Below are 18548 nucleotides of genomic sequence, written 5' to 3' on the forward strand. Positions count from 1 at the left end.
AGCGCAGCGAAGCAATCCAGACTGTCTCCGCGGAAAGACTCTGGATTGCTTCGCTGCGCTCGCAATGACGGTCGGGGAGACACCGAGGACCTCCGATGCACGCCAAGCTCCCGCACCCGTTCGACGACGCCACCCGCATCACCGCCGGTGACTCCAGCTGGCAGGGGCACACCAGCGACGATTACTGGGCCTTCGTCGGGCCGTTCGGCGGCGCCACCGCCGCGACCATTTTGCGCGCGCTGATCGAGCATCCGCAAGCCGCCGGCGATCCGCTCGCCGTCACCGTCAATTACTGCGCCCCGATCGCCAAGGGGCCGTTCGATCTCGATTTGCGGCTGGTGAAGGCCAACCGTTCCAGCCAGCACTGGAGCGTCGAACTGTCGCAGGGCGGGGGCGAGGTCGCGACGCTCGCCACCGCGGTGTTCGCCGAGCGGCGGCCGTCCTGGGAGCACAGGGTGGCGACGGTCCCGGACGCAAAGCCGTTCGAAGAGACGCTGCCATTCCCGAAACTCTCGGCGTCCTGGGCCAACCAGTATGAATTCCGCTTCGTCGAGGGCGAGATGCGGATCGGCCCGCCGCAGGCCGAGCTTGCCAGCACCTATTCGAAAATCTGGATCAGCGACCGCACCCCGCGCAGGCTCGACATGCTGTCGCTGATGTCGATGTCGGACGCCTTCTTCGGCCGCATCTTCCACGCGCGGCGCGAGCTGGTGCCGTTCGGCACGGTGTCGCTGACGACCTATTTCCACACCGACAGCGAAGAGCTCGCGGCCGAGGACATCACGCGCGTGCTGGCGACCGCCGATTCAAAGATCATGCACAAGAGCTACGCCGACCAGAACGCCGAGCTGTGGTCGCCGAACGGACGGCTGCTCGCGACCACGACGCAGATTGCGTATTTCAAGGCGTGAGCACGGCTACCTCCACCGCGTCGTCCCGGCGAAGGCCGGGACCCATAACCACAGGGAGCAGTTTGGCGAAGATTTGTAGTGACGTTTTCTTCGCCGGTACTCGCACCGCACTCCCTCGAGAGATCACGCGGTATGGGTCCCGGCCTTCGCCGGGACGACACCGAGTGTGTGGCTTACGCCGGGGCTCACACAAGCCCCACCAACAAAAGGGCGGCCTCGCGGCCGCCCTTTTGCATTTCAAACGCGGCGAACCTACTCCGCCGCCAGCTTCACGTCCGGCGCGGCCGCGCGCACTTCGGCGTCGACCTGGGCTTCGAACTTGGCAAAGTTCTTCTGGAACATGCCGACCAGCGCGCGGGCGGTCTTGTCGAACTCGTCCTTGTCCTTCCAGGTGTTGACCGGGTTGAGGATTTCGCTCGGCACGCCCGGCAGCGCGGTCGGGACTGCGAAGCCGAAATACTTGTCGGTGCGGAATTCGACGTTGCGAAGCGAACCGTCGAGGGCTGCGGTCAGCAGCGCGCGGGTCACCTTGATCGGCATGCGCGAGCCGACACCGTATTTGCCGCCGGTCCAACCGGTGTTGACCAGCCAGCAATCGACATTGTGCTGGGCGATCAGGTCGCGCAGCATGTTGCCGTAGACGGATGGATCGAGCGGCAGGAAGGGCGAGCCGAAGCAGGTCGAGAATTCCGGCTGCGGCTCGTTGCCGAGACCGCGCTCGGTGCCCGCGACTTTGGCGGTGTAGCCGGACAGGAAGTGATACATCGCCTGCGCCGGCGACAGCTTTGCGATCGGCGGCAGCACGCCGAAGGCGTCGGCGGCGAGCATCACCACGTTCTTCGGCTGCGGCGCGCGGCCGGTGCGCGAAGCGTTCGGGATGAAGTCGAGCGGATAGGCCGAGCGGGTGTTCTCGGTCTTGGAGCCGTCGTCGAAGTCCACAACGCGGGTGTCCTCGTCGAGCACGCAGTTCTCGAGCACCGCGCCGAAGCGCGTCGAGGCGGCGTAGATCTCGGGCTCGGCTTCCTTCGACAGCTTGATGCACTTGGCATAGCAACCGCCTTCGAAATTGAAGACGCCGTTGGGTCCCCAGCCGTGCTCGTCGTCACCGATCAGGGTGCGGTTCGGGTCGGCCGACAGCGTGGTCTTGCCGGTGCCTGATAGCCCGAAGAAGATCGCGGCATCGCCGTTGGCGCCGACATTGGCCGAGCAGTGCATCGGCATCACGCCGCGCTCGGGCAGATAGTAGTTCAGCGTGGTGAAGACCGACTTCTTCATCTCGCCGGCATAGTAGGAGCCGCCGATCAGCACGATCTTGCGGGCGAAGTCGATCGCGACGACGTTCTCCGACTTGCAGCCGTGGCGCTTCGGATCGGCGCGGAAGCTCGGCATGTCGATGATGGTGAGCTCGGGCGTGAAGGTCGACAGCTCGCCCGCCTCGGGGCGGATCAGCAGCGTGCGGATGAACAGCGAATGCCAGGCGAGCTCGGTGAACACGCGGGTCTTGATCCGGTAGGCCGGATCAGCGCCGCCGTAGAGGTCCTGCGCGAACAGGCTCTTGCCTTCGGCGTGCTTGAGGAAGTCCTGATAGAGCGTCTCGAACTGCTCCGCGGTGATCGACTGGTTGCCGGCCCACCACATCTTCTTGTCGGTGGTGGCGTCACGGACCGTGAACTTGTCCTTGGGGCTGCGGCCCGTGAACTCGCCGGTGTCGGCGCAGAGCGCGCCGTCGGCGGACAGCACCGCCTCGCCCGCGGAGAGTGAGTATTGATAAAGCTGCGGTGCGCCGAGGTTCCAGTGAACCTGTTTGAGATTCTTTAAGCCGAATTTGTCGGCACCGAAGGCACCGTTGCGCACGCCCGTCTCTTGCACGAAATATCCTCCTAGAACCCGCGACACTTAGCGCGGTCATGCTTTGGCGCCGTCGCGGTCACCGTGAATAATAGGCCATCCAGCCTAGGTTGGGCGACCTAATACTGATGAACGCTGGCGTTGCCAAGCCGATCCCGCAGGATTTGGTTTATTCAAGGACCGCGCCAAACGTCGCGCATGTCAGCTCTGAGCAGGCGCATCAAAAAATCACGAATGATCGCGCAACCAAATGCGCGTTTCGACGTTATCGGGGGTTATTGCGACGCACAATTCCCTTGGGCGGTCTATCGTACCTCACCCTCGCCGATCAGTGCGAACGGTCCCCACATCGCAGGATAGGCATTGCGCGGCGACGAGGCGTCGTCGAGATACGTCAACATGGCGCGGCGCAACGCTTGGGCACGACCGATTCCTGGTTCGTTTTTGAGCAGAGCGAATGTCGACGTGGTCAAGCGGGTGGCAGCTTCCGAATCCACTGCCCAATGCGAGACCAGCAGCGCGCGAGCGCCGGCATAGAAGAACGAGCGCGCCAATCCCGACAGGGCCTCTGCGCCGGGCTTGTCGCCTGCGATGGTGTTGCAGGCCGACAGCACCACCCAATCCGCATTGAGCTTGAGCTGGGCGACTTCGCTCGCGGTGAGAAGACCGTCGTCGAGCTCGGAGGGCTGATCGGGAATGGAGAGCGCGAGCGAAGGCTCGCCCAGTCCCTTGACGTCGCCGGCGACAAGACCGTGGGTGGCGAAGTAGATGATGCTGTATTGAGCAAGCGCTGCACGCTTGAGCGTCGTTTCGCTGGCGTCGCGGCCGAGATGGATGTCGACCTCGCCCGCGCCGACATCCCTGGCCACCGCGTTGAGTTCGTCGGCAGTGTCAGGCAGTTGCGGCAACGCTTGCGCAAGCCGCGCACGGTCGACGCCGGCGCCGCGCCAGAAGTCGGTATAGGCAATCGTCGCGATGCTGCGCGCGGCGACCTTGCCGCTCGCGGCGCGACGATCGGCCGGCCCTTCGACTGCGGGGTTGAACACGGGATCGCCGAAGCCGGTCATTGGCTTGACGCCTTGATCCTTGCGCGCAAAGGCCCGCAGCGATTTCAGGCTGATCACCGACGGCAGCACCGAGACGGCCTGACGCCGCAACAGCCAGGCGGCGTTGCGATACCCTTCGAGCTTGTCCGGGATCGCAGCTTGCGGCCTCTCCGTGACGAGCAGATGAAACGGCAACGCGGTCAGTGCGGCCGACGGCACTACCAGCAGGCTGCGCTTGTCTTTCGTCAGCGCCTCGACCGGGCCGAGCAGCGCGACATAGAGCTCGTTGGCGAGCGCGAGGTCGAACAGGCCGGATTTGCCGGAGGCATCGTGTGCCTTGCCGACGTCGAGCCCCTTGCGGAACGCCGACACTTTCCGCGCCAGCGCGTCCGCGCCGAGCGGAATCTCCTTCCAGTCGACGCCCTCGCGCGTGATCGCGATGACATAGCCCTGCTTGTCCACGACGGAATAGATCGTCATCGCTTCATCGGCCGACAGCAACGGCTGGATGTCCTTCACCGCGAGCGGCAGTGGATTGGAGAGCGAGGCATAGTCGGGAAACTCGACGGCGAGCGTCTTCTGCAACACGGCGCGCTCGCTCGCGATCGCCGCGATCCGCGCGCGGCTGCGCTGCTCGGCCGCGACGTCGCGTTGCGCGGCTTGCTTGGACACCGCCGTGGTGATCGCCTTGTCGAGCGCCTCGGCCTCGGCCGCGAGATCCTGCTCCTTGCGCACGAGCTCGGCGAGCCGGTCGCTGCCGGCCGCAAGCCGCACCGCGAGCTTGTTCACGGCCGAGGCGGCGGAAGATTGCGTGCCGCGCTGGATCGCGGCCAGCGCCTCGTCAAGCGCCTTGTCGTCGGAGAGGAGATGCTGCTGCCGCGCGGAAAACAGGATCGGCAGCACCACACGCAGCTGTGCGCGGCCGCTGCGAAGCGTCCTTTCCGCCAGCGGCAAGGCATCGGCCGTGCGCCCGGAGACGTAGAGGAAATAGGCGAGGTTGCTGGTCGAGGTCACGACGTCAGGATGATCCGGTCCGAGCGCACGCTCGCGGATCGCAAGGGCGCGCCGGTAGAGCGGCTCGGCATCGGCATAACGCTGCTGGTGCTCGTAGAGCCCGGCGAGATTGTTCAGCGAACGCGCGACGTCGGGATGATCCGGCCCCAGCACCTTTTCGCGGATCGCGAGCGAGCGCTTGATCGGCGCCTCGGCTTCGGCATCGCGGTTGAGGTCGCGATCGACCTGACCGATGTTGTTCAGCACCGTGGCGACCGCGGGATGCTCGGGCCCGGCGGCCTTCTGATAGATCGCGAGCGCCCGCTGGAACAGCGGCTCGGCGTCGGCAAAATGCTCCTGCTTCACGTAGAGCGTGGCGAGATTGTTGAGGGCCTGGCCGACATCGGGATGCTCGCGCGACAGCGCCTTTTCGCGAATGGCGAGCGCGCGCTTGAACAGCGGCTCGGCTTCAGTGAAGCGGCCCTGCCGCTGATACAGCGCGGCGAGGTTGCTCAGCTCGGGCGCGATCAAGGTGGTGTCGAGGCCGAGCGACTTCTCCATCAGCGCGATGGCGCGCTTGTAGATCGGCTCGGCCAGATCGTCGCGACCCTGGCCGGCATAGACCTGGCCGAGATTGTTGAGCGCGGCGGAGAGTTCGCGGCCGTCGTTGCCCTTCTCCAGGCTCGCCACCATGGCCTGCGCCAGGGGCAGCGCCTCCGCATATTTGCCGGCCTGGTTGAGCGCGTTGATCCGAGCGCCCTGTGCAGCGAGATCCGCTTTCTGGGCAAGACCGGGTGTGGCAAGCGACGTGGTGATCGCGAGCGCCAGACCCGCGGCCAACGCCAAACGACGATGCGTCATGAACCCTCTCGCTGCCAGCCTTGAGACCATCACGGTCTTGGGTCGCAGCGATGGGCGGCGGCGTTCAAATGGTTGCGCTCTGGTCCATCTTCAAGCGCGCTTCGCCAGCGAGGCGAACCAGCATCTTGCGGAGCGCCGTGCCATCGGTCACCCGCTCCGGAAACTCCAGCCGCAGCGCGGTCTGGCCGTCCTGCATGTCGAGGCCTTCAGGGTCACAGCCGGTGCAGCGCCAGTCGCCGGCGGCCGCGCCGAGCAGCCTGGTCGCGTAGAGGCCCATGGCGTCGCGGTGGTCGGCATTCATGTGCTCCACCGCGCCCTCCTCCGCCGCCAGCAGGTCCTCGGCACCACTGAGGTCGGTGAGGAACTGCTCCGGCTTGAGGTCGACGATCCGGCCGAAGCCGGCCACCAGATGGGTTCCCGTGGGCCGGATCTTGAAGAACGAAAAATCCTTGAACGAAACAAAGGCTTCCGCCGACGGGTGGGCATTCAGATACCGCCGCTGAAGCAGATCCGTCTCGGCGCCGGCCTGCTCCGCCCGGCCGGACAGCATGATCCGGGCGCCCTCCAGCGGATCGCCGGCGGCACGCTCGTCCAGCATCAAGGAGACCCGGCCATCTGCCAGGATGTTCCTGGTGTGCACGGCCAACCCCGAGATCAGCAGGATCGGCGAGCCATCCGGGTGGCTCGCCAGATTGACCAGGGAACAATAGGGATCGCCGCTGCCCACCATCAACGTCGCGAGAGCGCCCTGCCGCGACCGCCTGAGCAGCGATTTGGCGAGCTTTCCGGGGTCGAAATCGGGGGTCGGTTGCATGGGCTTTCTCTGGTCAGGTGGTTGCAAAGGGGGTCTTTTTTCGGCTAAACGGGGATCCGGTTATGGGTCGGGATGCGGCGAATCTGCCGTGTTTCGTGGAACTTGGTCACACTTCAGCCCAGCTTGCATTGCTCGGTGACAAAGTTCGAACGCCAAGTTCGGGACCCATGTATGCGGCGCATCACTGGATTGCTCGCCGTTTCAAGCCACGACCCAAACGGAAAGCAGAAAGCAGAGGCTCATGCCCACAATCGCTTTGGTCGACGACGACCGCAATATTCTCACATCCGTCTCGATCGCGCTGGAAGCCGAAGGCTACCGCATCATGACCTACACCGACGGCGCCTCCGCGCTCGACGGTTTTCGCACCACCCAACCGGACCTTGCCATCCTCGACATCAAGATGCCGCGCATGGACGGCATGGAGACGCTGCGCCGTCTCAGGCAGAAGTCCGACCTGCCGGTGATCTTCCTGACCTCCAAGGACGAAGAGATCGACGAGCTGTTCGGCCTCAAGATGGGCGCCGACGATTTCATCCGCAAACCATTTTCGCAGCGGCTGCTGGTCGAGCGCGTCAAGGCGGTGCTGCGCCGCTCGGCGCCGAAGGACCCGACCGTCGCACCGAAGGAGAACGACGCCAAGGCGCTCGACCGCGGCCTTTTGCGCATGGATCCCGAACGCCATACCTGCACCTGGAAGAACGAGCCGGTGACGCTGACCGTCACCGAATTCCTGATCCTCCAGGCGCTCGCGACCCGGCCCGGCGTGGTGAAGAGCCGCAATGCGCTGATGGACGCCGCCTATGACGATCAGGTCTATGTCGACGACCGCACCATCGACAGCCACATCAAGCGGCTGCGCAAGAAGTTCAAGGTGGTCGACAACGAGTTCGAGATGATCGAGACGCTGTACGGCGTCGGCTATCGTTTCAAGGAAGCCTGAGGCAGCAGGCGCCTTCACGAATGTCCGGAGCATTGCCGGTTCTCGTTCCATCGGGACCGGGATGGCTCTAGGATGCGGGGACCTTCGCACGAGCTGTCCTAACGCGGGCGTAAGCATTGCTGGACCGAACGCAGCCTGACCCGAACCAGAGCGCCGAGGATATCGCATCCGACGGCGTTCCGGAGCACGTCGCCGAAGACAAGCCGGCCGCGCAGGGCTGGCGGCCGCTGAACTGGCTGAAGCGCGCCGGGCAATTCTTCTTCGCACTGTCCTTCTCGAGCCTGACCCGCCGCATCGTCTCGCTCAACCTCGCCGGCCTCGTCGCGCTGGTGGCGAGCATCCTGTACCTGTCGCAATTCCGCGCCGGCCTGATCGACGCGCGCGCGCAGAGCCTCCTGGTGCAGGCCGAGATCATCGCCGGCGCGATTGCAGCGTCCGCGACCGTGCAGACCAACGCCATCACCATCGACCCCGACCGGCTGCTCGACCTCAAGCCGGGCGAGACCTATGGCGGATCGGACGACTATTCGCCGCTGGATTTTCCGATCAATCCGGAGCGCGTGGCGCCGGTGTTGCGCACGCTGATCTCGCCGACCAAGACGCGCGCCCGCATCTACGATCCGAACGGCAGCCTGCTGGTCGACAGCCGCAGCCTCGATACCGTGGTGCGCCTGCCCCTGCCGTCGCTCTCCGCCGAGAAGCCCGGCATCGTCGAGCGCGGCATGGTCGCGGTGCGGACCTGGCTGAACCGCGGCGACCTGCCGCTCTATCGCGAGCTCGGGCCCGAGAACGGCAATGGCTATGCGGAAGTGGCCGATGCGCTCCATGGCGAGAAGCGCTCGATGGTGCGGGTCAATCCGCGCGGCGAGGTGATCGTCTCGGTCGCGGTCCCCGTGCTGCGCTCGCGCGCCATCCACGGCGCGCTGATGCTGTCCACCCAGGGCGACGACATCGACCAGATGGTCACCGCCGAACGCCTCGCCATCCTGAAAGTCGGCGGCGTCGCCGCCGCGGTCATGATCATGCTGTCGCTGCTGCTCGCCAGCACGATCGCCGGTCCCGTGCGCCGCCTCGCCGACAGCGCCGAGCGCGTCCGCCGCCGCATCAAGACCCGTGTCGAGATCCCCGACTTCACCCGCCGCCGCGACGAGATCGGCCATCTGTCCGGCGCGCTGCGCGACATGACCAATGCGCTCTACAGCCGCATCGAGGCGATCGAGATGTTCGCCGCCGACGTTGCGCACGAGCTGAAGAACCCGCTGACCTCGCTGCGCTCCGCGGTCGAAACGCTGCCGCTGGCGCGCAACGAGAACAGCCGCGCCCGCCTGCTCGAGGTGATCGAGCACGACGTCAAGCGGCTCGACCGCCTGATCTCGGACATCTCCGACGCCAGCCGGCTCGATGCCGAATTGCAGCGGCAGGACGCGGTTCCTGTCGATCTGCGCCGCCTGCTCGGCACGCTCGTCTCCGTGGCCAACGAAACCAAGCTCGGCCACGACGTCGCGGTCGAGGCGCGCTTCGAGGGCCGCGGGCCAAGCGACACGTTCGCCGTGACCGGCCACGACTCACGGCTCGGCCAGGTGGTCTCGAACCTTCTTTCCAACGCGCAATCCTTCTCGGAAGCCGGCAACAAGGTGCGCCTCACCTGCCGCCGCGCGCGCGGCGAGATCGAGATCGTGGTCGACGATGACGGCCCCGGCATCCGCGATGACGCGCTGGAGCGCATCTTCGAGCGCTTCTACACCGACCGACCGCATCAGGGCTTTGGCCAGAACTCCGGGCTCGGCCTGTCGATCTCCAAGCAGATCGTCGACGCCCATGGCGGGCGCATCTGGGCGGAGAACCGCCCCGGCCCCACGGACGCCGACGGCGAGCCGACGTTTGCCGGCGCGCGCTTCGTGGTGAGGTTGCCGGCGCTATGAGCGACGGCGGGCCCAGCGTGCACGCCTCCGCGGTCAAGGTCGGGAATCTGGCAGTGCTGATCCGCGGCCCGTCGGGCTCCGGCAAGTCGCGCCTTGCCTTCGATTTGATCATGGCGGGCCGCGCGGGCGTGGTCGAAAGGGCCGTTCTGGTCGGTGACGACCGTGTCCATCTGGCGACAGTCGGCGATGAAATTGAAGTCCGCCCCGCGCCGCCGCTGGCCGGCCTGATCGAAATCCGGGGCCTCGGAATCCGCCGCTGCGACTTCGTGGAGCATGCGACCGTCGGCCTCGTGGTCGACCTGGACGCCGCCGACGCGGAACGGCTGCCGCCGGCCGAATCCCTGAAAACAAGCATTTTAGGTGTCGAAATACCGCGAATCCCGGTTAGCCGCGACTATTCGCCCCTCCCACTGGTTGTCGCGGCCTTGACCACTACCAAGAGTTCATCTTCCGTTAATCCCTCAGGCGATTGTTTGAAGGGAAATGGTAACCATATGAACCCCACTATCGCGACCGAATAGACCGGCGCAGCTCCCCTTATCCATCCGTCTAAGTTCAGGGAGATACGCAACATCCCCTCTTGCGCAGGGGCTCTGGATGGTCAAAGTGGCGCGTTCGTGCGGTGCACCAAAAGCGCCCGCGAGGAGTTTTCCGATGATTGGTCTAGTACTTGTGACCCACGGGCGCCTTGCCGACGAATTCAAGGCAGCGCTTGAACATGTCATGGGCCCACAAAAGCAAATCGAAGCGATTACGATCGGCGCTGAAGACGATTCCGATCTATGCCGAAGCGACATCATCGAGGCGGTTAACCGCGTCGATTCCGGCGACGGCGTTGCGATCCTCACCGACATGTTCGGCGGCACGCCATCCAACCTGGCAATATCCTGCATGAGCCGGCCGAAGGTCGAAGTGCTCGCGGGCATCAACCTTCCCATGCTGGTGAAGCTCGCCAAGGTGCGCGAGGAACGCGCGCTGCCCGACGCGATCGCGATGGCCCAGGAAGCGGGTCGCAAATACGTCACCATCGCCAGCCGCGTGCTCGCCGGCAAATGAGCGACGACGCGCCGCAAGCCGGGACGGGCGTGCCCGCGGGCGCGATCTCGAAGGAGCTTCTGATCATCAACAAGCGCGGCCTGCACGCCCGCGCCTCGGCGAAGTTCGTCCAGGCGGTCGAGCGCTTCAACGCGCAGGTGTGGGTGACGCGCGCCGGCGAGACCGTCGGCGGCACCTCGATCATGGGCCTGATGATGCTCGCCGCAGGACCCGGCACGACGATCACGGTCGCTGCGGCGGGTGACGATGCCGACGCCGCGCTCGCGGCGATCACCGAGCTCGTTGAAAGCAAGTTCAACGAGGAAGGGATTTAGGCCCGATTGTCATTCCGGGGCGATGCGCAGCATCGAACTATGGTGCGCAATTGCGCACCTGAGAATCTCGAGATTCCGGGTTCGATGCTGCGCATCGCCCCGGAATGACCTTCGGTCACTTCCCCGGCGGCGCGATGTAGATGTTCCAGCTCATCGACGGGCCGGCCTTGCCATGGGTGAAGCGGCGCGTCGTCATCACCATGCGCTCGGCGTTCGGCGCGGTCTCCGACACCCATTTCTCGAACGCCGGCAGGCGGCCGTCGGCCGGATCGAACACGCCGATGAAGCCGTATGTCTTGACGTCATCGCGCGAGATCAGCCCGGAATCCCAGGCTTCGATCGGCACGAGCGCGACCGGGTGGTCCGGGCTGTAGAACACCATCGGCTGGATCGATTCCATGGTGCCGGCGACAACCGCCCAGCGCGAGGCGAAGCGCGCGTGCCAGGCCTGCGTCAGCTCGCGTGCGAGGTCCGAGCGCGCGCCATAGGTCGCGGTGTTGCCGGCATTGGCGGCCATCTCGCGCGCGGCGATCCAGGGCGAGGCGGCGAGCGTCGCGACGCTCAGCACGAGCCAGATCGCGGCGATGTTGACCAGGGTCGCGCTCTGCACCCGCAGCGTCGGGATCGCGACCAGCGCCAGGGGCACCAGGAAGAACAGCGAGATGCCCCAATCGGTCTTCATGTAGATGCTGAAGGCGAGCGCGCCGAGCGGCGGGCCGACGGCGACGATGGTCTGGATGATCCAGACATTCAGCGCCTGCGAAAAATTGACCCCCGGATTGGGACCACGCGCCCAGGCGCGCTTGACGATGCGCAAGGGCGCGCGCAAAAGCAGCCTGAACCAATGCGGCACCAGCGCCATGGCGAGCGCAGCGAGCGCTACGGGAAGGGCCAGCAACGCGAAATTATGCAGGAAGTAGCCGGCCACGAGCTGATGCACGAGACCTGCGTCCTCGAGGCTGTAGGTGTCGCCGGCATAGCTCAGCGGGACGAAATGCACGTCCGCCAGCCACACGATGTGCGGGATCATCGCCACGACAAGCGTCGCGATCGCCACCCACGGCGCCGGCGACAGCAGGAATTTCAAGCGGTCGGGATGGATCAGCGCGGCAAGGCCGATGGCGCCGATCATGGTCAGCACCCAGTATTTGGTCATCAGCGCCAGCGTGGCGGCGAGCCCGAACCAGATGCCGGACTGCCAGCTGCGTTTCTCGAAGGCGTTGAGATAGGCGAGCACGAGCAGCGGCAGGGTGACGAGCTGGAGCAGGTCCGGGTTGTACTTGAAGCCCTTGAAATTGAAGATCGGGTAGAGCGCGACCATCACCACGACCAGGAACGCGCGCCGGGCATCCACGACGCGCAAGCTCAGCAGCCAGCAGATCACCATGCCGACGCCGACCGTCGTCATGGCGAGCGCATAGGTCGCCCAGTCCGTCGCCGGGAACGCCTTGAACCAGAGACCGGCGATCCAGCCCGACAGCGGCGGGTGCTTGCCGTACCCCCAGAGGAATTTCTGGCCCCAGCCATAGGCTTCCGCGACGTCCATGTGAACGTCCTGCGCTGCCTTGAGATTGATCAGGATGAAGGTCCAGAGCACCGCATGCAGGATCGCGAGCTGGATCACCAGCCACAGGCGGGCCTCCGGCCGGACCGCGCTGGCAACCAGCCAGGCCCGGAAGCGGTTGAAACTCACCCGGGTCTTCGCGCGGGCTCGGGCAGATGGGATTGAGGTCGTCGACATCAGCCGTTGCGTAGCGCGTTTTGGGCCACCGTGGAATCAGCTTGGCGTGAAGAAAGGCCCTGAAAATACAGCAATATGGTTGCCGCACGGGGATGTGAGTGGTATCCCGCGCCCATGACGACCGTCCCCATTTCCAACATCCGCAATTTCTCCATCGTCGCCCATATCGACCATGGCAAATCGACGCTGGCCGACCGCCTGATCCAGATGACCGGCGGCCTGACCGACCGCGAAATGGCGGGCAAGGAGCAGGTGCTCGATTCCATGGACATCGAGCGCGAGCGCGGCATCACCATCAAGGCGCAGACGGTCCGGCTCGTCTACCGCGCCAAGGACGGCAAGGACTACATCTTCAACCTGATGGACACGCCCGGCCATGTCGACTTCGCCTACGAAGTCTCGCGGTCGCTGGCGGCCTGCGAGGGTTCCCTGCTGGTGGTCGACGCCAGCCAGGGCGTCGAAGCGCAGACGCTCGCCAACGTCTACCAGGCGCTCGACAACAATCACGAGATCGTTCCGGTCCTGAACAAGGTCGATCTTCCGGCCGCCGAGCCCGAGAAGGTCAAGCAGCAGATCGAGGACGTCATCGGCATCGACGCCTCCGACGCCGTGATGATCTCGGCCAAGACCGGCCTCGGCGTTCCCGACGTGCTGGAAGCGATCGTCACCCGCCTGCCGCCGCCGAAGGGCGACCGCGACGCGACCTTGAAGGCGCTGCTGGTCGACAGCTGGTACGACGTCTATCTCGGCGTGGTCGTGCTGATCCGCGTCGTCGACGGCGTCATGAAGAAGGGTAGCCGCGTCCGCATGATGGGCACGGGCGCCGCCTACGACGTCGAGCGCGTCGGCTTCTTCACGCCGAAGATGACGCAGGTCGACGAGCTCGGCCCCGGCGAGATCGGCTTCATCACCGCCGCGATCAAGGAAGTCGCCGACACCCGCGTCGGCGACACCATCACCGACGACAGGAAGCCGGTCACCGAAATGCTGCCGGGCTTCAAGCCGGCGATCCCGGTGGTGTTCTGCGGCCTGTTCCCGGTCGACGCCGACGATTTCGAGACGCTGCGCGCCGCGATGGGCAAGCTGCGTCTCAACGACGCCAGCTTCTCGTTCGAGATGGAGACCTCGGCCGCGCTCGGCTTCGGCTTCCGCTGCGGCTTCCTCGGCCTGTTGCATCTGGAGATCATCCAGGAGCGGCTGTCGCGCGAATTCGATCTCAACCTGATCGCGACCGCGCCGAGCGTCATCTACAAGATGAAGCTGACCGACGGCACCGAGCTCGAGATCCACAATCCCGTCGACATGCCCGACGTGGTCAAGATCGAGGAGATCCAGGAGCCCTGGATCGAGGCGACGATCCTCACCCCGGACGAATATCTCGGCAGCGTGCTGAAGCTGTGCCAGGACCGCCGCGGCGCGCAGAAGGAGCTGACCTATGTCGGCGCCCGCGCGATGGTGAAATACGATCTGCCGCTCAACGAGGTCGTGTTCGACTTCTACGACCGCCTGAAATCGGTCTCCAAGGGCTACGCCTCGTTCGACTATCATCTCACCGACTACAAGCCGGCCGACCTCGTCAAGATGCAGATCCTGGTCAATGCCGAGCCGGTGGACGCGCTCTCGATGCTGGTCCACCGCACCCGCGCGGAAGGCCGCGGCCGCGCCATGGTCGAGAAGATGAAGGAGCTGATCCCGCCGCATATGTTCCAGATCCCGATCCAGGCGGCGATCGGCGGCAAGGTGATCGCCCGCGAGACGGTGCGCGCGCTGCGCAAGGACGTCACCGCGAAGTGCTACGGCGGCGACATCACGCGTAAGCGCAAGCTTCTGGAGAAGCAGAAGGAAGGCAAGAAGAAGATGCGGCAGTTCGGCAAGGTCGACATTCCGCAGGAAGCCTTCATTGCCGCGCTGAAGGTGGATAGCTGAGGCGAACGGGCCCGGGCTTTCACGGATACATCAGCCGCCGTCATGCCCGGGCTCGTCCCGCCTGCGGGGCCGAAGCCCCTTCGGCGAGGCGAAGGCCCGGGCATCCACGTTCCTGGTGCCGCTGAGAAGCCGTGGATGGCCGGGTCAAGCCCGGCCATGACGACGAAGCCAGGACCAGATTTCGTGACGAGATCGGTCCGGTCCGAGGCTTTTGCGACCGGACAACAAAAACCGCGAAAACAACCCCATGCACAGTAGCCGGCCCCTTGCCGGCATTGGGCTTTTTCGAGATTTCGATTTTACGAAATCCGTTTGACCCGTCGGGCAAAACAGGGGCATGATGGCATCGTGGCAGCGGGTGTGAGATGGGCGTCCATCAGGACACACCATCTCGACCGCCGGCCGATTGGCAGCCTCTGATTTCGATATCCACGCATCACGTCGGTGACGGCTTACGTCGGCTCCTTGCCCGTCAACCGACCTGCCAAGCGCTTTTCCGTCATCCGCTTTGAGTGGTCGTAGATCTCGCCGGTGGCGATGGGGCGGGGTTGAAAAACGCTCTCAGCGGCGGCAATCTCGGCCTGAGTGAGGCCTCGATCTGGAGAATCTCGGCTTATGCCGATCGATGCGAGGATCGACGATGAAGCCGCGGCTTAGAATGTGGCTTGCCGTTGTTGCGGGCGTCGCCCTGGTGCTCGCCGTCGCCTGGGCCGCCATCCTCTGGACCCACCCGGAGCCTATTCGCATCGCGTTCGCCAATTCGCTCTCTGGCCCGTCCGCCCCGGCCGGGACGGAAAGCCTGGTCGCGACGCAGCTTGCAATCGACGAGGTGAACGCCAAGGGTGGCGTCAACGGACGGCTCATTGAACTCGTTCTGTTCGACGACGCAAGCGATCCAGCCGTGGCGCGCGCGAATGCGCAGGCGATCGCCGACAGCCCATGCGTCGCTGTGCTCGGCCATTATCTCAGCTCCACTTCGCTCGCGGCAGCGCCGGTATACAAGGATGCGCGGATTCCGGCGCTCACGGGAAGCGCGGCTGCCGACGATCTGACATTCACCAATGATTACTATTTTCGTGCGTTGGCGCCGGTCTCCGCGCAGGCGCGCTCGGTGGCGGAACATCTGCGCGCCGTGATGAAGGAGCCGAAAGTCCGTCTTGTTCACACGCGCGATTCCTACGGCAAGAGTTTTGAGCGTGGATTTGCGGCGGCCTATCCGACGGAGCAGTTGCACGTGTTCGGACTGGACGTCGCAGCCGGTCAGATCGGATCGATGGATGGGACGCTAGAAGCTGCCGCGCAGGAGCCAGGACCCGGCGTTATCGTCGTCGGCGCGGCACCCGATTTCAGCCCGGACATCATCAAGGCGCTGCGCCGCCACGGCATCAAGGGAACGATCATCGCATCCCAAGGCGCGGCCCGCGAAAGCTATTTGCAGAATTTCGCCAACGAGCCCGAGGAAAAAGCGCATCCAGGATTCTTCAGCGAAAATCTGTATGCCGCTTCGTCGCTGATGTTCGACAGCGCAGGCGTGGCGGCGCAGGCCTTTGCCGTCGACTACAAAGCGAAAGCGGGAACCTCGCCAAGCTGGGTTGCCGGCGGCGCGTATGACGCCGCGCGCCTGATGATCGATGCGCTGAAACGAGCTGCCGTACATCGCCGGTTTATGGGGCAGGGGATTCAGAAACCATCCGACAGCAAGGTTGCAGATCGCGACCGTGTGCGCGTCGCACTGGCCGCGATCGACAGTCCGAAATCGGCGGTCGTCGGGCTGACGGGGCGGCTCTATTTCAACGCGAACCGCGACATTCCGCGCCCGATCCGAATGGGTTTCTTCCGTTACGGCCGGTTCGTCACGGCGCCGCTGCAACTCGTGCGCATCGATCAGCCTGATGGAATCGATCTCGCCGCGGAACAGGAGAAGGGCCATGTCATCGCGTTCGAGGATCGGCGCTACTGGATTCAGCGCGTCGTTTATACCGGCATCGACATCATTCGCGTCAGCCGGGTCGACGTGAAGCAAAATTCGTTCAACGTCGACTTCTATCTTTGGATGCGGTTCGCTGGCGACGACGAGGCGCAGACGCACGTCGAATTTCCGGCCTTGCTGGATCGCGGGGCATTCGATCCAGCCCGGCCGATGCAGGCAGGAAAGGAAGACGGCCTGAGCTATCGGCTCTATCGCATCAACGGCGATTTCAGGGCCCGTTTCGATCTCCACGACTATCCATTCGACACGCAGCAATTGCGTCTACATTTCCAGAACACGGAACAGCGGCGGGAGCTCATCACCTATGTCATCGATCGGTTCGGCTTGCGCCTCGCCGACGACGGAAGCTCGCGGGCCGAGGACGGGGCCTATTCCGGACTTCCGCTCTGGCGATTTCTCGGACTGAACTATTTCGTCGAATCCTTGGCCAGCGGATCGACGCTCGGAAAGGCATCCTTGTTTGGTGCCGAGGCAATGACGGAATTCGCAGGCTTCGATGCGACCGTCATGCTGCGCCGCAGCTCCGCCATCTACATGCTGAAGAACCTGCTGCCGATGTTTCTGCTCGTGCTCGTCGTATTCGCCACGCTGTTCTTTCCCGAAACCATGTTTCGTGAACGCGTGACCATTCCAGTGACCTCGATCCTGGCGAGCGCGGTGCTGCTCGTGGCGGTGAACAGTCAGATCGGTGATGTCGGATACACGGTGGTGGTCGAAGAGATGTTCTACATCTTCTTCGTACTATGCCTGATGACGATATTGGCGGGCTACCAACATGAAAAACTTCGGGATGCCGGCCGAAAGCGCGTCGCTGTTGTCTTGGATCACGTAGCGCAGGTCATTTATGCCGGGACGGTGCTCGCCATCATCGTCGTGCTCTACCGGCGTTATGCCGTGTGAGGCAAGCGTGGAGACCTCGCCGGCCCGCCGCACCTTGTTGAAATTCGCAGCATGAGCCAGATCTGGCCCATCGCGGACAAGCCCGCAGTGCTGGTCGGCAGTGTGACTGCGTCCTGAAGCCCAAATCAAACAGAACGCCCGAAGGGCCGGTCATTCATGTTCGATTACGAAAATAGAAAGGTCCCTATCAGCAGGCCCGCGGCGAAAGCGAAAAGCCCCAAAGTGCAGATTGAAACAATACGAACGAGGACGCGTACTTGCGCCTCGTACTCCTCTTCTGCGGTCTTGTGGGACTGAGCCGCCACTGCAACTGCCCTACCATCGCCCAGATTGGGCGAATGTACGCTCGGAATCATGGTCAACGCGAGGCATTTTGGCCCCGCCGATGCCCTGTTCGTGACTTGGCGGGGACATCTCTTGACCTGGCCGGCGTCTCTTCAACGGGGAGGATCATCCTCCCTTGAGGTCCGTTCAATGGGGCTTAGCGGACTGAATTTGCTCGAGTTGAGTTTTTCCCGTTTTGACCCGAAGCGGACAAACGGCCCATCGCCAACCGAGCTTCAACTTCGGGACGTCAGCCCTATTGGCCAATCGTGGTTCGACCGCGAAGATTACTGAGCCTGCTTCAAGTAGGCTTCAACCTCGCGCAGGTCGTGCTGCCGAGGAAATGACAGGAGAGCCTGAGACGGACTGCACCACGGATAGGGAAGCGAAGATAGCCAGCACATCACGCCATCGAGTTCGGCGCCTGATAAGATTTTCATGACTTCTATGGTGATTACCAGCCTCGCCACTTTTCCGTGCTCATTGAAATGCCAGTCGTAACGTCCGCATCCAACTCGCAACGGTTGCCCGGTCGCCTTAGCGGACATCCCTACCAACCAATGGCACTGAAAGCGCGCTCGGTCAGTCTCGGAAGGCTGGGATAGGCAGAATGTGTAGATGTTCTCGTATTCGACATTAAAACGACGCACCAAAAGTTCTTCTACGGCGTTCAAGCCGGAAGCCGTGCTGGGGAACGAAATGGCGTCGGTCTTGACCACCATTTCGAGTGCAATGTCTTCAGAGAACGCCTGCCTCATCAAGAACGGTCGGTTGCCGTCCTTGGCCAAGATGTAGGTTTTTACTGCTTCGACAGGTGTGGCCATGGTGCCTTAGGCTAGCACACTCAGGTTCTAAGCGGGAATGTCCACTTCTGGCCCTTAGCCGAAGGTCGATTGAGCGCGTGTCATGTCGGCTGTCAGGGGCAAACCCGACGCCGATCCAACTTGGCGTCCACCGCT

General features: G+C 64.1%; 13 protein-coding genes. 8 read left to right on the top strand and 5 right to left on the bottom strand.

The genetic code is table 11. The features are described 5' to 3' along the window. Positions 1 to 95 precede the first annotated feature (95 nt). Positions 96 to 911, top strand: a complete 816-nt coding sequence (locus tag XI08_RS38060; protein ID WP_271578349.1) for an acyl-CoA thioesterase — start codon at positions 96 to 98, stop codon at positions 909 to 911. Positions 912 to 1163: 252 nt separating this feature from the next. On the opposite strand, the gene XI08_RS38065 is transcribed toward XI08_RS38060, so the two are convergent. The 3 genes from XI08_RS38065 to XI08_RS38075 form a co-directional block, all read right to left on the bottom strand. Then, positions 1164 to 2780, bottom strand: a complete 1617-nt coding sequence (locus tag XI08_RS38065; protein WP_271578350.1) for a phosphoenolpyruvate carboxykinase — start codon at positions 2778 to 2780, stop codon at positions 1164 to 1166. A 284-nt stretch (positions 2781 to 3064) separates the two neighbouring features. Beyond that, positions 3065 to 5659: a CHAT domain-containing tetratricopeptide repeat protein gene (locus tag XI08_RS38070; RefSeq protein ID WP_271578351.1), complete on the bottom strand. Its 2595-nt coding sequence runs from the start codon at positions 5657 to 5659 to the stop codon at positions 3065 to 3067. Positions 5660 to 5723: 64 nt separating this feature from the next. Then, entirely contained in the window at positions 5724 to 6473 is a 750-nt protein-coding gene (locus tag XI08_RS38075) for a HugZ family pyridoxamine 5'-phosphate oxidase (protein ID WP_271578352.1), read from the bottom strand. A gap of 241 nt (positions 6474 to 6714) precedes the next feature. Between XI08_RS38075 and XI08_RS38080 the strand changes: the two genes are divergently transcribed. The 5 genes from XI08_RS38080 to XI08_RS38100 all read left to right on the top strand — a co-directional run bounded on the left by XI08_RS38080 (position 6715) and on the right by XI08_RS38100 (position 10708). Then, positions 6715 to 7416 carry a response regulator transcription factor gene (locus tag XI08_RS38080; RefSeq protein ID WP_008542552.1) on the top strand — a complete coding sequence of 234 codons (702 nt, stop codon included), beginning with the start codon at positions 6715 to 6717 and terminating at the stop codon, positions 7414 to 7416. A gap of 116 nt (positions 7417 to 7532) precedes the next feature. After that, the gene (locus tag XI08_RS38085; RefSeq protein WP_027547510.1) at positions 7533 to 9338 is read left to right on the top strand and encodes a sensor histidine kinase; all 1806 of its coding nucleotides are present in this window, start codon (positions 7533 to 7535) and stop codon (positions 9336 to 9338) included. After that, positions 9335 to 9859, top strand: coding sequence for an HPr kinase/phosphorylase (locus XI08_RS38090; RefSeq protein WP_027547511.1), 525 nt, complete (start codon positions 9335 to 9337; stop codon positions 9857 to 9859). Before XI08_RS38085 ends, XI08_RS38090 begins: the two co-directional genes overlap by 4 nt. 133 nt (positions 9860 to 9992) lie before the next feature. After that, the gene (locus XI08_RS38095) at positions 9993 to 10394 is read left to right on the top strand and encodes a PTS sugar transporter subunit IIA (protein ID WP_011090868.1); all 402 of its coding nucleotides are present in this window, start codon (positions 9993 to 9995) and stop codon (positions 10392 to 10394) included. Continuing rightward, a complete protein-coding gene (locus XI08_RS38100; RefSeq protein ID WP_271578353.1) occupies positions 10391 to 10708 on the top strand; it encodes an HPr family phosphocarrier protein in 318 nt (105 codons plus the stop codon). Before XI08_RS38095 ends, XI08_RS38100 begins: the two co-directional genes overlap by 4 nt. A gap of 115 nt (positions 10709 to 10823) precedes the next feature. Here the strand turns inward: XI08_RS38100 and XI08_RS38105 are convergent, their stop codons facing one another. After that, on the bottom strand, positions 10824 to 12449 hold the full coding sequence (locus XI08_RS38105; RefSeq protein ID WP_271578354.1) for a glycosyltransferase family 39 protein: 1626 nt from the start codon (positions 12447 to 12449) through the stop codon (positions 10824 to 10826). Between the two features lie 114 nt (positions 12450 to 12563). On the opposite strand from XI08_RS38105, the gene lepA reads away from it, so the two are divergent. After that, on the top strand, positions 12564 to 14375 hold the full coding sequence (gene lepA / locus XI08_RS38110) for a translation elongation factor 4 (protein ID WP_271578355.1): 1812 nt from the start codon (positions 12564 to 12566) through the stop codon (positions 14373 to 14375). A 691-nt stretch (positions 14376 to 15066) separates the two neighbouring features. Beyond that, the gene (locus XI08_RS38115; RefSeq protein WP_271578356.1) at positions 15067 to 17265 is read left to right on the top strand and encodes an ABC transporter substrate-binding protein; all 2199 of its coding nucleotides are present in this window, start codon (positions 15067 to 15069) and stop codon (positions 17263 to 17265) included. Between the two features lie 611 nt (positions 17266 to 17876). Here the strand turns inward: XI08_RS38115 and XI08_RS38120 are convergent. Continuing rightward, a complete protein-coding gene (locus XI08_RS38120) occupies positions 17877 to 18413 on the bottom strand; it encodes a hypothetical protein (protein ID WP_271578357.1) in 537 nt (178 codons plus the stop codon). Between the last annotated feature and the right edge of the window lie 135 nt (positions 18414 to 18548).

This window comes from Bradyrhizobium sp. CCBAU 11361, from assembly GCF_028128935.1.
Taxonomy (GTDB): domain Bacteria; phylum Pseudomonadota; class Alphaproteobacteria; order Rhizobiales; family Xanthobacteraceae; genus Bradyrhizobium; species Bradyrhizobium niftali.

Bases quoted from the DNA above. Each gene is read 5' to 3' on its own strand.
- XI08_RS38105 (WP_271578354.1), bottom strand. From the start codon at position 12,449: ATGTCGACGACCTCAATCCCATCTGCCCGAGCCCGCGCGAAGACCCGG.
- lepA (WP_271578355.1), top strand. From the start codon at position 12,564: ATGACGACCGTCCCCATTTCCAACATCCGCAATTTCTCCATCGTCGCC.
- XI08_RS38060 (WP_271578349.1), top strand. From the start codon at position 96: ATGCACGCCAAGCTCCCGCACCCGTTCGACGACGCCACCCGCATCACC.
- XI08_RS38100 (WP_271578353.1), top strand. From the start codon at position 10,391: ATGAGCGACGACGCGCCGCAAGCCGGGACGGGCGTGCCCGCGGGCGCG.
- XI08_RS38090 (WP_027547511.1), top strand. From the start codon at position 9,335: ATGAGCGACGGCGGGCCCAGCGTGCACGCCTCCGCGGTCAAGGTCGGG.
- XI08_RS38095 (WP_011090868.1), top strand. From the start codon at position 9,993: ATGATTGGTCTAGTACTTGTGACCCACGGGCGCCTTGCCGACGAATTC.
- XI08_RS38075 (WP_271578352.1), bottom strand. From the start codon at position 6,473: ATGCAACCGACCCCCGATTTCGACCCCGGAAAGCTCGCCAAATCGCTG.
- XI08_RS38120 (WP_271578357.1), bottom strand. From the start codon at position 18,413: ATGGCCACACCTGTCGAAGCAGTAAAAACCTACATCTTGGCCAAGGAC.
- XI08_RS38080 (WP_008542552.1), top strand. From the start codon at position 6,715: ATGCCCACAATCGCTTTGGTCGACGACGACCGCAATATTCTCACATCC.
- XI08_RS38070 (WP_271578351.1), bottom strand. From the start codon at position 5,659: ATGACGCATCGTCGTTTGGCGTTGGCCGCGGGTCTGGCGCTCGCGATC.